General features: G+C 35.5%; 16 protein-coding genes and 1 pseudogene. 13 read left to right on the forward strand and 4 right to left on the reverse strand.

Going from position 1 to position 18,912, the window contains the following annotated elements; all coding sequences use genetic code 11:
• Positions 1–179 precede the first annotated feature (179 nt).
• Complete coding sequence (locus tag QFZ31_RS29470; protein WP_307310097.1) at positions 180–809, forward strand: recombinase family protein; 630 nt, start codon at positions 180–182, stop codon at positions 807–809.
• Between the two features lie 144 nt (positions 810–953).
• Here QFZ31_RS29470 and QFZ31_RS29475 read toward each other — a convergent pair whose 3' ends face one another.
• Positions 954–3,044: a DUF262 domain-containing protein gene (locus QFZ31_RS29475; RefSeq protein ID WP_307310098.1), complete on the reverse strand. Its 2,091-nt coding sequence runs from the start codon at positions 3,042–3,044 to the stop codon at positions 954–956.
• Between the two features lie 470 nt (positions 3,045–3,514).
• Between QFZ31_RS29475 and QFZ31_RS29480 the strand changes: the two genes are divergently transcribed.
• The 4 genes and pseudogenes from QFZ31_RS29480 to QFZ31_RS29495 all read left to right on the forward strand — a co-directional run.
• Positions 3,515–4,585, forward strand: coding sequence for a hypothetical protein (locus tag QFZ31_RS29480; RefSeq protein WP_307310100.1), 1,071 nt, complete (start codon positions 3,515–3,517; stop codon positions 4,583–4,585).
• Between the two features lie 35 nt (positions 4,586–4,620).
• A complete protein-coding gene (locus QFZ31_RS29485; protein WP_307310102.1) occupies positions 4,621–5,250 on the forward strand; it encodes a hypothetical protein in 630 nt (209 codons plus the stop codon).
• Entirely contained in the window at positions 5,243–6,322 is a 1,080-nt protein-coding gene (locus QFZ31_RS29490) for a hypothetical protein (RefSeq protein ID WP_307310104.1), read from the forward strand. Before QFZ31_RS29485 ends, QFZ31_RS29490 begins: the two co-directional genes overlap by 8 nt.
• Before the next feature lie 336 nt (positions 6,323–6,658).
• Positions 6,659–6,790 (forward strand): annotated as a pseudogene (locus tag QFZ31_RS29495) (sporulation initiation factor Spo0A C-terminal domain-containing protein); the annotation flags it as partial.
• 120 nt (positions 6,791–6,910) lie between these two features.
• On the opposite strand, the gene QFZ31_RS29500 reads toward QFZ31_RS29495, so the two are convergent.
• Complete coding sequence (locus QFZ31_RS29500; protein ID WP_307302690.1) at positions 6,911–8,479, reverse strand: IS1182 family transposase; 1,569 nt, start codon at positions 8,477–8,479, stop codon at positions 6,911–6,913.
• Between the two features lie 173 nt (positions 8,480–8,652).
• The gene (locus QFZ31_RS29505; protein WP_179596663.1) at positions 8,653–8,790 is read right to left on the reverse strand and encodes a YycC family protein; all 138 of its coding nucleotides are present in this window, start codon (positions 8,788–8,790) and stop codon (positions 8,653–8,655) included.
• Positions 8,791–8,831: 41 nt separating this feature from the next.
• Here QFZ31_RS29505 and QFZ31_RS29510 point away from each other — a divergent pair, with 41 nt between their 5' ends.
• Positions 8,832–9,560 carry a glycerophosphodiester phosphodiesterase gene (locus tag QFZ31_RS29510; RefSeq protein ID WP_307310107.1) on the forward strand — a complete coding sequence of 243 codons (729 nt, stop codon included), beginning with the start codon at positions 8,832–8,834 and terminating at the stop codon, positions 9,558–9,560.
• A 10-nt stretch (positions 9,561–9,570) separates the two neighbouring features.
• On the opposite strand, the gene QFZ31_RS29515 is transcribed toward QFZ31_RS29510, so the two are convergent.
• Complete coding sequence (locus QFZ31_RS29515; RefSeq protein ID WP_179596660.1) at positions 9,571–9,813, reverse strand: DUF2627 domain-containing protein; 243 nt, start codon at positions 9,811–9,813, stop codon at positions 9,571–9,573.
• A 186-nt stretch (positions 9,814–9,999) separates the two neighbouring features.
• Between QFZ31_RS29515 and QFZ31_RS29520 the strand changes: the two genes are divergently transcribed.
• The 7 genes from QFZ31_RS29520 (at position 10,000) to QFZ31_RS29550 (ending at position 18,900) form a co-directional block, all read left to right on the forward strand.
• Positions 10,000–12,075: a sigma-54 interaction domain-containing protein gene (locus tag QFZ31_RS29520; protein ID WP_307310114.1), complete on the forward strand. Its 2,076-nt coding sequence runs from the start codon at positions 10,000–10,002 to the stop codon at positions 12,073–12,075.
• A 126-nt stretch (positions 12,076–12,201) separates the two neighbouring features.
• The gene (yqiS, locus tag QFZ31_RS29525) at positions 12,202–13,110 is read left to right on the forward strand and encodes a phosphate butyryltransferase (RefSeq protein ID WP_373459941.1); all 909 of its coding nucleotides are present in this window, start codon (positions 12,202–12,204) and stop codon (positions 13,108–13,110) included.
• 29 nt (positions 13,111–13,139) lie between these two features.
• Positions 13,140–14,234, forward strand: a complete 1,095-nt coding sequence (gene bcd, locus QFZ31_RS29530) for a branched-chain amino acid dehydrogenase (protein ID WP_307310117.1) — start codon at positions 13,140–13,142, stop codon at positions 14,232–14,234.
• Between the two features lie 59 nt (positions 14,235–14,293).
• Positions 14,294–15,430, forward strand: coding sequence for a butyrate kinase (gene buk / locus QFZ31_RS29535; protein WP_373459888.1), 1,137 nt, complete (start codon positions 14,294–14,296; stop codon positions 15,428–15,430).
• A gap of 20 nt (positions 15,431–15,450) precedes the next feature.
• Positions 15,451–16,872, forward strand: coding sequence for a dihydrolipoyl dehydrogenase (gene lpdA, locus QFZ31_RS29540; protein WP_307310122.1), 1,422 nt, complete (start codon positions 15,451–15,453; stop codon positions 16,870–16,872).
• Between the two features lie 36 nt (positions 16,873–16,908).
• The gene (locus QFZ31_RS29545; RefSeq protein WP_307310124.1) at positions 16,909–17,904 is read left to right on the forward strand and encodes a thiamine pyrophosphate-dependent dehydrogenase E1 component subunit alpha; all 996 of its coding nucleotides are present in this window, start codon (positions 16,909–16,911) and stop codon (positions 17,902–17,904) included.
• 12 nt (positions 17,905–17,916) lie between these two features.
• On the forward strand, positions 17,917–18,900 hold the full coding sequence (locus QFZ31_RS29550) for an alpha-ketoacid dehydrogenase subunit beta (RefSeq protein ID WP_179596648.1): 984 nt from the start codon (positions 17,917–17,919) through the stop codon (positions 18,898–18,900).
• Positions 18,901–18,912 lie beyond the last annotated feature (12 nt).

The following is an 18,912-nucleotide window of genomic DNA, read 5'->3' on the forward strand; positions in this document are numbered from 1 at the left end:
TTTTTATTTAATGAATGTTTATTAAGGTATAGGTTTATAACACGAATAAAAAAGTACATTTTAAGCCGTATTTATTGTTTATAAAGGTTATTTTAATAATAAACATTTATTTATAAAATATATCGACCTTTATAAATGCATTGGTTATAATTGGATTATAATATATTCGGAGGTTACAAATGACTAAAACAGTAGCTTATTTACGTGTATCTTCAAAGGAACAGAATTTGGCTCGTCAATATGATGAAATGAAGGCATTAGGCATTGAGGACAAGTACATATATGAGGATAAAGCAAGTGGTAAAGACTTTGACCGTGTAGGGTATCAATACATGAAAAGAGCCTTAGAGAAGGGTGATACACTTGTAATTAAATCATTAGACCGTCTTGGTAGGAATCAAGAACAGATTAAACAGGAATGGCAATTCTTTAGGGATAATGAAATTAATGTTCGTGTATTAGATATGCCAGCTCTAAACATTGACTATTCTCAAAAGGAAATAAAAGATATATTTAAAATGATAAGTAATATTGTCTTTGAAGTAATGTCTTTTATGGCAGAGGATGAACGGAATCGTATTAAACAACGTCAAAGAGAAGGCATAATATCAGCCAAAAAAGCAGGAAAACATCTTGGCAGACCACAATTAAACTTAAATACACTGTCAAAGAAACAACTTGAAACATTAAAAAGTAATTATCAAAAATGGAAAACAAGACAATTAACTGGAACAGAGTTCATGAATCTTCTAGAGTTAAAGCGTAACTCGTTCTATAAAATTGTAAAGGAATATGAACAAACAGTGTAGGCACTCACAAAAGTGTATTTTCTTTATAGTGGGGCATTGGTACCATTGAAATTATGTTTGAATGCAATATCTCCCAACTACCCCTGCAATTTAATATTCAGATAAAGCACTTGTTATTTAACAAGTGCTTTAATAATTATTTAATTACTTTCTATCTGATTTCAATACAATAAAGATTTCTTCTTCTTGATAATCAAAAACTTCAATTAATTGTTTTAAGATTTGTAAAAGGGTTTTTGTATTAGTGTTCCCCTCTATGTAAGCTCCATGAAAAATCTCTATAGGTTTTCGTAGGTCAATTTGATTAAAACTAATATTATTTGTTAGTAGGTTATTATACTGTGAACGTGATTGAATAATCTTTCTCATTTTTACTGAATCATGGTCATTAAGTACATTTATAATACTTACTGAAAAATCTCTCCAAGAGTCCACTTCAAATTTCTTGTCCCCTAAGAGATATGCTTCAATCTTTTCACCTGTAAAATCTTTAGATTCATCTATAATAGAATAAATTAACTCGTTATCAATTTTTCTTTCATAGTTTACAATAGGATATTCCCATATCTCTTCAGCAATAATACTTAAATTTTCTGCTCGATTAAGAATTTCTTTTTCTCCCCAAGAATTAAGTGTTCTAAGGTATTTATTTAACATTAGCTTGCTGTCATCGAATCCATTTTTCATTTCCTTTTTTTCCTTAAATGTTCGATTACTCAATGAAGAATTATATCCTGTTAGTGTTAGGTTACCTATAGTATGGAGATATTTATCGTGAATTTCTTGATAATGTGTACCTAATTCATCAATCCATTGAGGAGTGAGTTTTCTTGGCATAATGTGTTCGATGTTAATTGTGTTTTCAGAAATAAGTTCCTCAACTTTAACCTTTTCTTTGTGTCCATAATTTTCTAATCTCTCAAACAGATAGGTCTTGTTTTTAGCTTTAAAATTATATACATCCCTATTTTTAAATGCTTCTTTAAATTCTGCATCATTTGGAAATCTTTGATTGCCCTCTTTTTTTATTAAGAGGTACTGAAATATAGAGAAATAGTTTTTTGTATAATCATCAAAGCGTTTAATTTCTCTTCCTAGTGACATAAATGTCTTATTTAGTGTATTGGTTGGTATACTACAAATTAAACGTCTAAAGACATAACTCTCAATATTTCCTAAGACAACCACAAGTTCCTCTTCATTTAAAAGTCCACTTGAAAAATCATCATATAATTCAAGCAAGAATGGATAGATTGTGTAGTTTTCTAAGTTATTAAGCCTTTTCATAACTAGGTTAAACTTATCATTTGAGGAGTTTGCATTAATTATATAATTGTAATATTTAGAAAATGTTAGCAACTCACTTAGTAGTTCTACTAAATCAATGTTCTTTATTGATACATATCTCTTAAATTCTTTAAACAATTTATTAATATTAGGTATCTTACGTTCTTTTAATGTTAAATAGTGTCTAATGAATGAACTAACATCATAATTTGTATTTTTTTCTATATTATTCCAATATTTATTGTATAGAAATTCTTGTTCTGAAATTGCCTTCTTCATAAGTATGAAATTTCGAACTTTATCAGCTTCTGTCAAATCTAGACCTGTTGAGTTCAAGCTTTCAAAAATTAATTGGGGGTCATCATTTGGTTGTAGTTCAATTTCAACAATCATTAGATGTTCAATTGCTCTAAATAGATTATCAATTGTGATTTCTTGTTTCAATATTCTATTGTAAAAGTAGCGATAATTTTCAGTAATATTGGAGTCCTCAATTACTTGTAAAGATGAATCAAAAAGTCTTATGAATGCTTGTTGGTCATCCTTAATTGGTTTTAATCTAATCTTTTTTTCTTTCTCATTAGACCACTTATTAATAAGATAAACTTCCATAATCTTTTCGGCTAAGTTAGGAGACTCGAAATGGACGTTCTCTTGAATAATTACATTATGTATTGCAAGTAATAACAAAGTTACAGTAGTTAACCTTTGCTGACCGTCTATAATAAGAAATTCGGTATTAGTAGAGCGTCCGTATTGGTTATATAAATGTACAACAGAGCCAAGAAAATGTGTTCTGTAGTCATCATTTACAATAGAAATTAAATCGTTGTACAGTTGTTCACATTGCTCTTTCTTCCATTCATAGTTTCTTTGATATACAGGTATAACAAAATTTTTATTAGCACCATCTAGAAACCTAATTAGATACTCCTCTTGGGCTTTCATATGTACCTCCACAAATAAATATTATTATAATTTTTTCAAAAAAATGCAGGGTTTATTGTTGTAAAAAATGTTATTTTTTACAATGAAAGGATACTTAAGAAGATTATAACACGTCCTAGAGTTGTACCTTAATAGAATAATACTTTAAATTAAAATGCAATCACCGTGAACAAACATTGTAGGTACTTAAAAGAGTGTGCTTTTTTTTAGTGGGGGTACTTTTCACCAAAAACCAACGTTAGTTACAGTAAATATGCTTTAGCACTTCCACTCCTCAACTCTGGATTAATCGGGGTTAAACAAGTGTTTTCAATTCTAGCTTTTTAATAAAATCTTATTCTATAATTAGCATTTTCTTGATTTGCTCTAGCGAATAGTATAAAAGTTGGTTTTAAAATACAAAAAACCTGTCTTATGTTGTAGGGAAATGTTATTATTTGTATAATTGCATCTCTTAGGAGTGAATATAAGTGGATAATATTAATAGAAGAAGTGTTCTGGATAGAGCTTTTTATAAATTTACTAAAATACAAGTAATAGAGTATATAAAAGGTTACAAAGTGGGATATGTCCTTGACAAAAATAAAAAAAATAAAAGCGATTTAATAGAAGACTTTCTCCTTTTAGATAAAGTGCTTAGCGAACAAGATATAATTGATTTGGCTGAAATGGCAGTTATGAAAAGGAAAAAAGGTTTATCTGCATATACTTATAATTATAAAAATTTAGGTAAGCTTAAGGATAAAAATCTTGAGCAGATTAAAACTGAATTTGTAAAATCTTATGTATTAACCCCTATATATGAGATTGCTTTAATTGATGTTGAATCAGATGATGAGAACCTTGTGTTAATCATAAAGGTGAAGGAATACGGAACATATTGGAAGATGGGTGTTCAAGATTTAAATTCATTAACAGCAGTTTATGATAATAAAGTCACTTTCGAGAAGGACAGTAATAAGGTATCAATTGAAGCAGGGGATGATAATATTGAAGATGTTATTGAAAAATTCCTTTCGAGTAGATTGGGGATACCATTAATCCCTTACACTTTAAAAATGTTTAGTGGTTTCTATTCTGACCAAGATAGTGCATCAGAAAAAACTATGCTAATCTTTGATTTTATTTATAATAGGTTACCCTCAAGAGGAATTAGTTCAAGCTTTAATGATGTTAAATTTAAAATGAATAATACTTCTCAAAGTGGTGGGGTAAAAGGTATTACTGTTCATGGGAATGATATTATTGCATCAGATGAAGCATGTAAGTATATTACCCTTTCGAATGATATTATATCATTTAAAACTACCTCGATATACAAAGGTGCTAAAGTAAGTGTGCAATTTAGTTTAAAAGGAAAAGACTTTGATAAATTAAAAATTGTTATTCTTGATAACAAATCAGAAGAAGCTAAACAAGAAGTAATGGACCTTATGCAAGAAGAATACATTCTTATGTGTAATGAAGGAATAAAAAACATTGAAGAAACAAGAAGAAAACTTGAACCTATATACCAATCGTACATAGCTTCTAGAATATAGAAGCTATGTAACCTCTTTAAAGTAGGTGATATTTAATGCTACATAGGGATTGTATCTTCTATAAATATAGTGGAACTCCAAATTGGCGGGATGTTCAGAGCAATAGTAATGATAATTATTGCTCGTTTAGCTGTGATTCTTACGAGGAAGAAATTCTACATGCAAGCATTTCATGGTTAGACCCAATAAAGGTAAGAGAGAAAATTATCACAACAGAGCGTAAAGCAATAAATTTTCTTGTCTTTAAGGAAAATAAAGTTATATGCCTTTTTGGCGGTTCTGAAAGTCAAATTGCATATACTATTTCAAAATTATTTACTTTTTTTTCTGTTTTGTTGGAAAAAATCGATATTTTTGGAATTTATAAAAAGAAGGTTTTAAAATCAAACAGTTTTAATGGATTAACCATAACTAGTATTGATATGGCTAAACAACAATCTGGTTTTGATAATAATACATATATTAATATTTCTGTTAATGATATTAAGGAAAAAAATCTAGAGAAATATATCAATTCGCCAGAAATCTTAAGTTTAATTCTCCTTTATAAAGAAAAACAATTATACTTTTCATTGGATGTGTTCTCTGTTGTGTCTTTTTTTGATACTGACGAAGTTGCGTTCATTTTTGAAGTATGCAGAAGGATTGTGGTCGATATTGTTTAAATGGTGGTCTACATTTTTAGTAATAATTCCTTTTGTTTTAATCATGGGATTATTATTTGTGTTTAAAGATTTTCAGAGAATTTTTCTAGTGAATGATTTGCCAGATTCAATTTTAAATTCCTCTAATTTGGTCAGTTGGTTGTTTGGAGGAATTATGTCATTATTAGGTTTTATAACATTATTTATTGCCTTTTCGTACGAAAATAAGCTTTTAACCGCTTCAAAAATTAAACAACAATTATTAAGACCATATGCCTTAAGTCTTGAAGAAATAATTTTGAATTTTAGTGTCTATAAACTTTATATTTCAAAAGATTTTTTACTCAATTATATTTATTGGGTTTTTGTTATTGTTTCAAGTATTTCTATCTTTACTTGGGGAATAATTATTTGTTTTTATACTCATTTCGAATTTTTAACCCTTCCAATTGGTTATGTGCAAATAACTAATATAATAGTGGTAGTAATTTGGGGATTATTATCTTTTGTGTTAATAGCTATTTCTATTTTATTAAACCTCATCCGCTCCAATAAAGACCCTCTAGAGAAAGGCTATTTACTAAATGAAATACAATTATCAGATATTCAAAAACTTAAAGAAAAGAATGGTGACTTGCAAGAACTTTTCTTTAAGATTGCTCCAACCATAACTATTTTAAGGATACCTCAGCAGGATATTGAGGAATATGAGCTGAACATTCATTTTCCTATTAAACTGTCTAATATAAGGTTTGTTGCCAAAATATACAATGCCAATAAAGACGTTTCAATACAAATGTTTGGTGTAATACAAAGAATTGATAAAATAGGGGAAAGTTTTTCTCATATCTTTACCAATCAACTTAGCTTGGCAAATATTAATTTGAATGAAAATTCTCATGGCAATTTGAAGTTTTACGATAAAGATAATAAGTTAGTAAGTTTATTAATGTTAAAAGCAAATAAAAGTGATGAAGGTTTAAAATATCAAGTTAGTGACAAGATGGATTTGAAATTAATAACAAATGATAATGATTACAGGGAAATAGAAAATAGAAATGATGAATTTATGGACTACACTTTAATAGATTAAACAATGGTTGTAGGTACCCTTGTAATGGGGTACTTCTTTTTTATAGGTGGGGGTACATATCACCAATAACAAAGTATTGTATATTCAAATAAGATATAGCTCTTCTGCTCCTGCAATCAGAGGTAAAAAATAACTACCGTGTAGAATACTAAGAAAATACTCTTAATTGACAGTATTGTTACGTGTGAAATCATTAGGAATTTTAAATTAATAATAGGAGATGAGAAAATTAGAACTTGAATAATATTCCAAATAATATATAATTAATAAAGAGCAACAAATACTTTATTAAAAACCAACAAATACATATGAGATTGTAAAGGTTATATGGTTAAAAGCCGTGGAAACATTGATTCCATTTCCTCGTTATTTGGGTACACCGTAAGCATGTCCAAAGCTAAACCAACAAACTCAGAGTTTATCGCTATGGTTGCGGATAAATTACGTTTAGAACATAAGGCCTCTTGAAGAGATTAATAATATAAGTAAAGAGGCTGGGACATAACTAGCTTCAAATAGTGAAAAAGGTGAAATTGAGTGTGCTCAATTTCACCTTTTTCTATTTTTATTCATAATTGTTGTTTATTCTTAGCTGTTAGCCGTGAATTTTCGTAAATTCACGGCCATTAACGCTAGTCCCATTTCGTTTTCAACCTTCGATTTTCCACGTACAGAAAATCGAGTAAAACGCAAATTAGCCTTCAAGAATCCAAAAACTGGCTCCACATCGATTTTGCGTTTTCGATAGATCGCACTCGTTTTTTCTTCTGAAAGCTTCGCTCTCACATATTCTTTTTGTTGTTCCCATTTCTTGTTCACCATTAACGTTCGATTATTGCCTTCTTTTGCCTTCGTACATGATGAACGGAATGGGCATCCCGAACAGTCTTCACATTTATAGATTTTAAACTCTCGTTTGAAACCTGTTTTATCCGTGCGTACAGAAGAATATTTAAATACAAGGCGTTGCTGGTTCGGGCAAATGTATATATCATCTCCTTCATTATACTGCCAGTTGTCTGGATTGAATTCGTTTTGTTTATATTTTTTATTTTGCTCTTTCAAGTACATGTTATATGTAATGAGCGCTTCTCGTTTACGATTGGAAAGGATATCTTCATAATTTTGCTCACTGCCATAACCTGCATCTGCGACAATATGCTTTGGTAACTTAAAATAATGTTGCTCAATTTCATCCAGGAACGGGATTAACGTTCGTGTGTCTGTCGGATTTGGAAATAAACTATAGGCAAGTGCGTATTGACCTTCGGTTGCGAGTTGTACATTATAACCAGCTTTCAATTGACCATTTTTCATATAATCATCTTTCATGCGCATGAACGTCGCATCGTGATCTGTTTTTGAATAACTATTACGTGTGTCAAAGATTTCGAAATCTCGTTGATATTTCTGTGTTCGCAAGATGTAATCAAGCAACTGTTTGCGCACCTGCTTGGGATATTTCCTCTCACTCCTTAACGCCTTTCGTTCCACTACGTCTGACGATGCTTCTATTTTTTTGTCATACTCGGTAACCATATCATCTACTTTTTGAACCATTTGACCAAGTTCCTCAAGCGATAACTGTTCTTCACTTTCTCGTTCAATCTCAGGTATGATTTCCTTTTCAAGTAGCTCGTTGTATAGTTCATTTGACTTTTCAATTAATGCTGTGTGATATTTCTCAATCGATTTCTTCCAGACAAACGTAAACTTATTCGCATTCGCTTCAATCTTTGTGCCATCAATAAAAATTGCATCTTGATCGATAAGTTTTTCTTCGACTAATTGGCAACGGAATTGGACGAAACATTGGCGAATTAATTCTTTCACTTCTGATTGAACACGGAATCGGTTGATTGTACGGTAGCTTGGTTCATGCCCCTGAGCCAACCACATCATACGGATACTGTCTTTTAATAGGGCTTCAATTTTGCGCCCTGAGAAGACAGATTGCGTATAGGCACATAAGATTATTTTAAGCATCATGCGTGGATGGTAGGCAGGACAGCCCTCATTTCGAAGAAATGGTTCCAACGCTTCCTGAGGGATACTTTCAACTAAATGATGGACATGGAAGGCAATATCATTATTTTTTAATTTTACTTCTAAATCTAAAGGCAAAACTAATTGATTCATGATATAATTTTTAAACATAAGGACACTTCTTTCTGATTTTATTTTGTGTGGTAACTTAATTTTATCAGAAGTTGTCCTTATTTTATTGAAAAAAATAAAGCCGGTGAAATTTTACGACGAGTAAAATTTCACCGGCTTTTTCATTCCAGAGGAGGGTTTTGTCCCAGCCTCTTTTTCATTAGATATAATGATTATTTATTTTCTTTTTCAAGTTCCATTAATTTTTGAATAAGTATATGTTGAGGCATGTGCATAAGCTTTTCTAAAGGAACATTTAATTTTTCGGCAAGTTTAACGGCTGTTTCCGGCGATAATTGTAAAGGTTTCATTGTAAGAACTACCTCCATTCTTTAATTGGGAAGTGAATAAAATGACACAAATATTTGCTCATCGAGGTTATTCTGCACTTTTTGCAGAAAATACTATGAGTGCATTTATAGCTGCAGAAAAAGCAAATGCTGACGGTTTAGAGCTTGATGTCCAATTAACGAAAGACGGTGAAGTCGTGGTCATTCATGATGAAAAAGTTGATCGGACAACAAGTGGCACTGGCTTTGTTAAAGATTTACCCTTTAAAGAGATACGAAAGTTCAATGCCAATAAAAAAGGTGAGAAAAAGGAACCAATTCCGTCCTTAATTGAGGTTCTTGAATGGATGCAATCCAATCAATTAGTTTGTAACATAGAGTTGAAAAATAATCTATTTCCTTATGAGGGATTGGAAGAAAAGGTCATTCAGCTAGTTCGAAAATATAACTTAAATGATCGAATTATTATATCATCATTTAATCATTACAGTATTGTCTTAAGCTATCGGACAGCACCTGAAATCGAGACAGCACCGCTGTTCAATGAGCGAATTTATATGCCATGGGTTTATGCACAGTCAATACGCGCAAAAGGAATTCACCCGAAGTTAGTGTCGGTAACTGATGAAATTATCAAGGGTTCAATGGAAAATGGGATAGCAGTAAGACCATATACTGTCAATAAAGAATCAGACATTAACAGGCTTTTAAGAATTAACTGTACAGCAATTATTACTGACGATCCTGTAAAGGCGTTAAAAATAAAGCAACAATTTGAAAAGAGACCGTAAAAGGCCTCTTTTATTTTTTTGTGTTAGAAAACCTGGTTTGTACTTTATTTCTCTTTCTATCCCGATGAAAAATAAAGCCAGCAACGAACCCTAATCCACCAATGAATAATATCAGGCCTAATAGAAATTGAAGCCATAAGAAGGGGATTGGGCTTTGAAGAATCCCGAAAGTCATATCGCGCATTAATTTAATGCCATAACCAGCTAAAAAGCCTGGGATAACCAATATAAGTAGAGCAATAATCCGCCTCATAATTAAATCCTTCCAATTGTTTGATCAGTCATAAGAATTATACCTTCAAAAGAAATATTAGTACAAGGATATAATTTGTCAAGGCAAGTAAAAAAATATAAAATAGATAATGAAAAATATTGCATGTTTTCGATTATGTTGGTGTGAAAAAGTTTTCTTTTTCAAATATAATAAAGGGGCGAAAAAATGCAAAATGTGATGATTGTTGGTGCCGGTAAAGGTGGTACAGCGATCCTTAAATTACTCAACGAAACGGAAGTTTTGAATGTTCAGGTTGTGATTGATAGAAACCTTGATGCACCAGGGATTACGTTGGCACAAAGTGAAGGGATCACTACTGGGACAGACTGGAAGCCTTATATAAACGAACAGATTGATATCATCATTGAGGTAACCGGGAATGAAAATGTTTTTCAAGAGTTAAGGAGCACTAAGGAGAAGAAAACGGTTCTAATTCCTGGCAGTGTTGCCTTTCTTCTAGCAAAGCTTTTAGAAGAAAAGGAAGAATTAATCGTTAAGCACCAGAATGCTTCCTATCAGCAGGAACTAATCTTTAATGCAGCGAATGATGGGATGCTGGTAATAGATTCTACGGGGATAGTGATTCTATTTAATCGACGAGCGGAAGAAATGACCGGTGTAAAACGGGACCAAGCAATTGGGAAAAACGTTGTCGAAGTCATTCCTGAAAGTAGACTTCCATTAATTCTTGAAACGAGAAAAATAGAGAAAAATCAAGAAATGAATTTGGGGAACGGGCGAAAAATTATCACAACCCGCATTCCCATCATTGAAGAGAATGGTACTTTAATTGGTGCATTTGCCGTTTTTAAAGATATCACAGAGGTAGTGAATCTTGCGGAGGAAATTACCGATTTAAAAGAAATTCAAACCATGCTACAGGCTATTATTCACTCCAGTGATGATGCGATTTCGGTAGTGGATGAAAACGGAAGGGGTCTTCTCATTAATCCGGCGTATACCCGTCTAACGGGCCTTACACAAGAACAAGTGATTGGTCACCCAGCAACAGCAGATATATCCGAAGGCGATAGTATGCATATGAAGGTTCTTCAAACAAGAAGAGCAGTCCGTGGGGTCCCGATGCGAGTAGGAGCTAATAAGCGGGAAGTTATTGTTAATGTCGCGCCGATTATTGTAAAAGGGAAACTAAAAGGCAGTGTTGGCGTTATTCATGATATGTCAGAAATTAAATCTTTAAACCGAGAATTGAATCGCGCACGACAAATCATCCGCACGCTTGAGGCGAAGTATACTTTTGAGGATATTATCGGCAGTTCTGAGGAAATGAAGCTTGCAATTGAGCAGGCTAAGCTTGGTGCTAAAACGCCGGCAACGGTCCTTTTACGAGGTGAATCTGGCACAGGGAAAGAATTGTTCGCCCATGCTATACATAATGCAAGTGATCGAAAATACAACAAATTTATACGTGTTAATTGTGCTGCCATATCAGAGACCCTTCTAGAAAGTGAATTATTTGGTTATGAAGAAGGAGCGTTCTCCGGGGCAAAAAGAGGGGGAAAAAGGGGTTTTTTCGAAGAAGCAAATAACGGAAGTATTTTCCTTGATGAAATAGGCGAACTTTCAGCTAATACTCAGGCAAAATTACTAAGAGTTTTGCAAGAAAATGAAATCATCCGAGTAGGCGGCACAAAACCCGTTCCAATAAATGTAAGAATCATTGCCGCAACCCATGTGAACCTTGAAAAAGGAATTGCAAAAGGTTCTTTTAGGGAAGACTTATACTATCGTTTAAATCGTATGCCAATACATATACCGCCGCTTCGGAATCGAAAAGAAGAGATTCCTGTATTGTGTGAAAGGCTTATCCAAAAAATTAATCGCGATTACGGCAGAAATGTGGAGGGTGTTGCTCAGGCAGCACTTCTGAAATTAATGAATTATGATTGGCCGGGTAATGTAAGGGAACTAGAGAATATTCTTGGCCGGGCAATGATTTTTATGAATTACAATGAAACATTCATTAATATACATCACCTTCCCGAATTAAGGCCTAAAAAGACGGGAACTGAACCACAAGTATCCGACAATAGCGAATCAATCCAGCAGGATCGTTCCTTAACTGCAATGGTTGAAGATTATGAATCAGAAATTATCCAACAAACGCTTCAACGTTTTAATGGTAATAAGACGGCCGCTGCTAAAGCCCTTGGTTTGTCGGTTAGGAATCTTTATTATAAGTTAGAAAAATACAAACTTGAAAATAATAGCATGCAATAAATTTCATGGTATGAAAATAATTGCACTATCTACTCTGAGTTATAAAGCGTTTTCATAGGATTTAACTTGGCACGGATATTGCATATTACATTTATGGAGTTGAAGATAGAAAGGGTTGATGACAACTTGTTGCTTGAATCACTAATAGACAAAGCAACCCAACTGGATAATATCACTGTAGCTGTTGCAGTCGCAGAAGATGAAGAAGTTATAGAAGCAGTTATCGAGGCATTAAAGAGAAATCTTGCCAATTTTATATTATTTGGTGATAATGAAAAAATTAATACGATATTTAATGTGAAACACAACGACCAACAAAAAAGTAATAAAAGTCTGACTGTTGTTCATGCTGATTCCAATACCATGGCTGCTGAACTGGCGGTAAGGGCTGTATCGACTAAGGAAGCAACTGTGTTAATGAAAGGGAATATCCCTACGAGCGTTCTTTTAAAAGCAGTATTAAATAAAGAATATGGTTTAAGAACAGGAAATATTCTATCTCACGTAGCTGTGTTTGAGATTCCAGGTTACGACCGGTTTACCATCGTTACCGATGCAGGGATGAATATTGCTCCAGATTTAGAGGAAAAAGCGCAAATAATAAGAAATGCTGCAGCCATAGCAAGAGCGATTGGAATAGAATATCCTAAGGTTGCTCCTATAGCCGCCGTTGAAGTAGTGAATCCAGCTATGCAAGCGACTATTGATGGTGCTGCATTAACCGTTATGAATAAACGCGGGCAGATTACAGGCTGTATTGTAGATGGTCCATTAGCATTGGATAATGCCGTTTCTGCTTTAGCTGCCGAACACAAAGGTATTCAAAGTGAAGTAGCAGGAAGAGCTGATATTTTATTAGTTCCCGCCATTGAGGTTGGAAATGTCTTATATAAGTCATTAATTTATTTCGCAAAAGCAAAAGTAGGGGCAGTCATTGCCGGGGCGAGGGCTCCTATTGTATTGACCTCTAGAGCTGATTCAGCGGAAAGTAAGCTATATTCACTAGCACTTGCTATCTGCTCTGTTACCAAATAGATCTTTTAACTAAAGGGAGGATTTTTAACATGGAAATTTTCAAGTACTTAGAACAATACGATTATGAGCAAGTGGTATTTTGCCAGGATAAGCAATCTGGATTAAAAGCAATTATTGCTATACATGATACAACATTAGGTCCTGCTCTAGGTGGTACTCGTATGTGGACATATGAATCAGAGGAAGCAGCCATCATTGATGCATTACGTTTAGCAAAAGGGATGACGTATAAAAACGCAGCGGCAGGGCTAAATCTTGGCGGTGGTAAAACTGTTATTATCGGTGACCCTCGCAAGGATAAAAATGAAGAAATGTTCCGTGCGTTCGGCCGCTATATTCAAGGGTTAAATGGAAGATATATTACTGCGGAAGATGTTGGAACAACGGTTGCCGATATGGATTTAATTCATGAAGAAACAGACTATGTCACTGGTATTTCACCAGCATTCGGTTCTTCTGGCAATCCTTCACCTGTTACTGCTTATGGTGTTTATCGCGGGATGAAAGCCGCTGCTAAAGCTGCTTTTGGTTCTGACTCTCTTGAAGGTAAAGTAATAGCAGTCCAAGGTGTTGGAAACGTTGCTTATAATCTTTGCCGTCATCTTCACGAAGAAGGAGCCCAACTAATTGTAACGGATATTAATAAAGAAGCAGTCCAACGTGCAGTGGAAGAATTTGGCGCACGTGCTGTAGATCCAAATGAAATCTATAGTGTGGAATGTGATATTTATGCTCCATGCGCTCTTGGTGCAACAGTAAATGACGATACCATTCCACAGTTAAAAGCAAAAGTAATAGCTGGTGCAGCCAATAACCAGTTAAAAGATACTCGCCATGGTGATCTCATTCATGAAATGGGCGTTATTTACGCTCCTGATTATGTTATAAATGCTGGCGGCGTTATTAATGTAGCAGATGAGCTTTATGGCTATAACCGTGATCGTGCCTTGAAGAAAGTCGAGACCATCTATTCAAATATCGAAAAAGTAATTGAAATTTCTAAACGTGATGGTATTCCTACCTATTTAGCAGCCGATCGTATGGCAGAGGAAAGAATTGAAAGAATGCGTAATTCCCGCAGTCAATTCCTCCAAAATGGTCATCATATTTTAAGCCGTCGTTAAAAAAAACGGAAAGGAAGAGCGCTGAAAAAAATAATTCAGCGTCTTTTCCCCTTTACTAAATGTCAAATGTAAAAAAATGGAGGTCTAATACGTTGCCTGATACTAAATATCGAATACTCGTCATCAATCCAGGTTCCACTTCTACTAAGATAGGCGTCTTCGATAATGAAATTTCCATTTTTGAAAAAACAATCCGTCATGATTCAGAAGTGATTAATTCATTTGATAATATTATTGATCAATATGAATTTAGAAAAACAACAATCCTGGAAACACTGGATAATGCCGGGATTAATATATCGAAGCTGAGTGCAGTTTGTGGACGCGGAGGTTTACTTCGTCCAATCGAAGGCGGAACCTATGCTGTTAATAACACGATGCTTGAGGATTTACGGACTGGTTTTGCCGGTCAGCATGCTTCAAATCTTGGTGGTATTATTGCCTTCGAGATTGCTTCTGGTTTAAATATTCCTTCCTTTATTGTCGATCCCGTTGTTGTGGATGAACTAGAACCCATTGCTAGAATTTCTGGTTTTTCCTTAATTGAGCGGGTAAGTATTTTTCATGCACTGAATCAAAAAGCTGTTGCACGAAGAGTGGCAAAAGAATTAGGAAAAAAATATACCGAATTAAATCTTATTGTTACCCATATGGGAGGCGGGATAACTGTTGGGGTACATAAAGAAGGCAAAGTCATTGATGTAAACAATGGCCTTCATGGTGATGGTCCTTTTAGCCCAGAACGAGCAGGAACTGTTCCGGCAGGGGATTTAGTTGCGCTATGCTATTCAGGTCAATACTACCGTGATGAAATAATGAAGAAACTTGTGGGGCAAGGTGGACTTGTTGGCTACCTTGGAACCAACGATGCTATTGAGGTTGAAAAAAGAATTGAGGCTGGCGATGAACAAGCTTCTCTGATCTACGAAGCAATGGCTTACCAAGTCGCAAAGGAAATAGGAGCAGCCAGTGCGGTATTAGCAGGAAAAGTGGACGCCATTGTGTTAACTGGCGGTCTTGCGTATGGTAAAGGATTTGTGAAATCCATCACCGATAGGATTAACTGGATCGCAGATACCATTGTCCATCCAGGTGAAAATGAACTTCAAGCATTAGCTGAAGGTGCACTAAGAGTTTTGCGTGGAGAGGAAAAGGTAAAAGAGTATCCTGGTACATTCAAAACAGCAAAAATATAACAATTTGGGGAGGAAATACAGTGTCACAAGAATACGATTTAGTCATTCTTGGCGGTGGAACCGGCGGTTATGTGGCTGCCATTCGTGCCTCTCAGCTTGGCTTAAAAACAGCAATAGTTGAAAAAGGAAAGCTTGGAGGAACATGCCTTCACAAAGGATGTATCCCAAGTAAAGCTCTTCTTAGAAGTGCTGAGGTTTATGCGACAGCTAAGCATAGCGAAGATTTCGGTGTCATTACAAGTGAAGTTTCCTATAACTTTGGAAAAGTACAGGAAAGAAAAAATAAAATCATTGAACAGCTTCATAAAGGTGTTCAACATCTTATGAAGCAAGGGAAAATTGATGTATATGAAGGGCTGGGCAGGATCTTAGGGCCGTCGATTTTTTCTCCAATGCCTGGAACAATTTCAGTCGAAATGAATAATGGCGAAGAAAATGAAATGCTGATTCCGAAAAATGTTGTTATTGCAACAGGTTCGAGACCTAGAACGCTTCCTGGACTAGAAATTGATGGAGAATTAGTCATTACCTCTGACGAAGCACTAGAGCTAACAAACTTACCTTCTTCTATTATTATTGTCGGAGGCGGTGTTATTGGAATTGAATGGGCTTCTATGCTATCAGATTTCGGGGTCGAAGTCACGGTTATTGAATACGCAGATCGCGTTATTCCAACTGAAGACCAAGAAATCTCTAAAGAAATGCAGCGCCTGATGAAGAAAAAGGGAATTAAACTTGTAACCGGAGCAAAGGTCCTTCCTGAAACACTTGTAAAAGGTGATGGCGTTACGATTTCTGCAGAGTTAAAAGCGGGATTGAAAGAATTTAAGGCAGAGAAACTGCTTGTTTCGGTTGGACGTCAGGCCAATGTCGAGGGGATTGGTCTGGAAAATACAGAAATTCAGGTTGAAAAAGGGTTTATCGTAACGAATGAGTTTTACCAAACAAAAGAATCTCATATATACGCAATCGGAGATGTGATTGGCGGCCTGCAGCTTGCACATGTCGCATCCCATGAGGGTATAATTGCAGTTGAGCAAATTGCTAGAAAAGATCCTTCAGAGCTTAATTACAATCTAGTTTCTAGATGTATATATAGCAATCCCGAGGTATCTAGCGTTGGGATTACCGAGGAACAGGCGCGTGTTAAGGGTCATAAAGTAAAAGTGGGCAAATTTTCATTCCGTGCAATCGGGAAGGCTCTTGTATTTGGAGAATCCGATGGTTTTGTCAAGATTGTTGCTGATGAAGAGACCAATGATATTCTAGGGGTACATATGATTGGTCCTCATGTAACTGACATGATTACAGAGGCAGGATTGGCAATGGTATTGGATGCAACGCCATGGGAGATTGCTCATACGATTCATCCACATCCAACCCTATCAGAAGCGATTGGAGAAGCTGCACTAGCAGTTGATGGCAGAGCAATCCACTCATAATTATTTTAAAGTGAGCAAACGGGAGGTAAAAAATAAATGGCTGAAAATCGTCATCATGCATTAGGTTTAAGTGATGAAAAGGTTTTGGAAATGTATGAAACTATGCTTCTAGCCCGCCGGATTGATGAACGGATGTGGCTGTTGAATCGTGCTGGTAAAATACCATTTGTTATTTCATGTCAAGGACAAGAAGCAGCACAAGTGGGTGCGGCATTTGCACTTGATAAGGAGAAAGATTATGTACTGCCATATTATCGCGATATGGGCGTAGTTTTAACATTTGGAATGACACCTAAAGAATTAATGCTCTCTGGTTTTGCTAAAGCGGAGGACCCAAATTCAGGCGGCCGGCAAATGCCTGGGCACTTTGGGCAAAAGAGAAATCGAATCGTTACGGGATCATCCCCTGTAACAACTCAGGTTCCACATGCTGTCGGTGTAGCGTTAGCGGGCAAAATGGAAAGGAAGGATCTCGTGACCTTCGTAACCTTCGGTGAGGGTTCCTCAAATCAGGGTGATTTCCATGAAGGAGCTAACTTCGCTGGAGTTCATAAACTGCCTGTCATTTTCATGTGTGAAAACAATAAATATGCGATATCTGTTCCGATTGAGAAACAATTAGGATGTGAAAAGGTATCTGATCGTGCAATTGGTTACGGTATGCCAGGTTTTACGGTTGATGGAAACGACCCATTAGAAGTATATAAAGTGGTGAAGGAAGCAGCAGAACGCGGTCGCCGCGGTGAAGGCCCTTCACTAATAGAAACAGTCTCTTATAGACTGACACCACACTCTTCTGACGATGATGACCGTTCGTACCGCGCCCCTGATGAAGTGGCTAAAGCAAAAACAAAGGATCCAATTATTACTTTTGGTGCGTACTTAAAAGAAACAGGTGTAATGAATGATGAGTTGGAAAAAGAAATTAACCACCGTGTGATGAAACAAGTGAACGAAGCCACTGATTATGCTGAGAATGCACCGTATGCAGCACCTGAACACGCGTTGAAATACGTTTATGGTGATAAGTAAGGGGGATGTAACATGGCAGTAATTTCTTATATAGATGCGGTCACAATGGCCATTCGGGAAGAAATGGAACGTGATCCAAAGGTTTTTGTACTCGGTGAAGACGTAGGGGTTAAAGGCGGAGTCTTTAAAGCTACGCAGGGCTTATACGAACAATTTGGTGAAGAGCGTGTAATCGATACACCGCTTGCTGAATCCGCAATTGCCGGGGTAGGAATCGGTGCAGCGATGTACGGAATGAGACCAATTGCTGAAATGCAATTTGCTGATTTTATTATGCCTGCTGTAAATCAAATTATCTCAGAAGCGGCAAAAATTCGCTATCGTTCAAATAACGATTGGAGCTGTCCAATGGTTATTCGTGCTCCATATGGCGGCGGCGTACATGGCGCCCTTTATCATTCACAATCAGTTGAGGCGGTTTTTGCAAATACACCAGGATTGAAAATTGTAATGCCATCAACCCCTTATGATGTGAAGGGGTTATTAAAAGCAGCTATCCGTGATAATGATCCAGTGCTATTCTTTGAGCATAAGCGGGCATACCGGTTAATTAAAGGAGAAGTCCCAGCTGATGATTACACATTGCCAATTGGAAAAGCAGATGTGAAGCGTGAAGGTGAAGACATTACGGTTATTACTTATGGGCTTTGTGTTCATTTTGCCCTCCAGGCAGCTGAAAAATTAGCTAAGGATGGTATTTCTGCGCATATCCTTGACCTAAGAACTGTATATCCGTTAGATAAAGAAGCAATCATTGAAGCTGCCTCTAAGACGGGTAAAGTGTTACTTGTTACCGAGGATAATAAAGAAGGCAGTATTATTAGTGAAGTATCTGCCATTATTGCTGAAAATTGCTTATTTGAGTTAGATGCGCCAATTATGCGCCTGGCAGGACCGGATGTCCCAGCAATGCCATATGCACCAACAATGGAGAAGTTTTTTATGGTCAATCCAGACAAAGTTGAAAAAGCAATGCGCGAATTGGCAGAATACTAATAGGAGGTTGGA

This window comes from Neobacillus niacini, assembly GCF_030817595.1.
Lineage (GTDB): Bacteria > Bacillota > Bacilli > Bacillales > Cytobacillaceae > Neobacillus > Neobacillus niacini_G.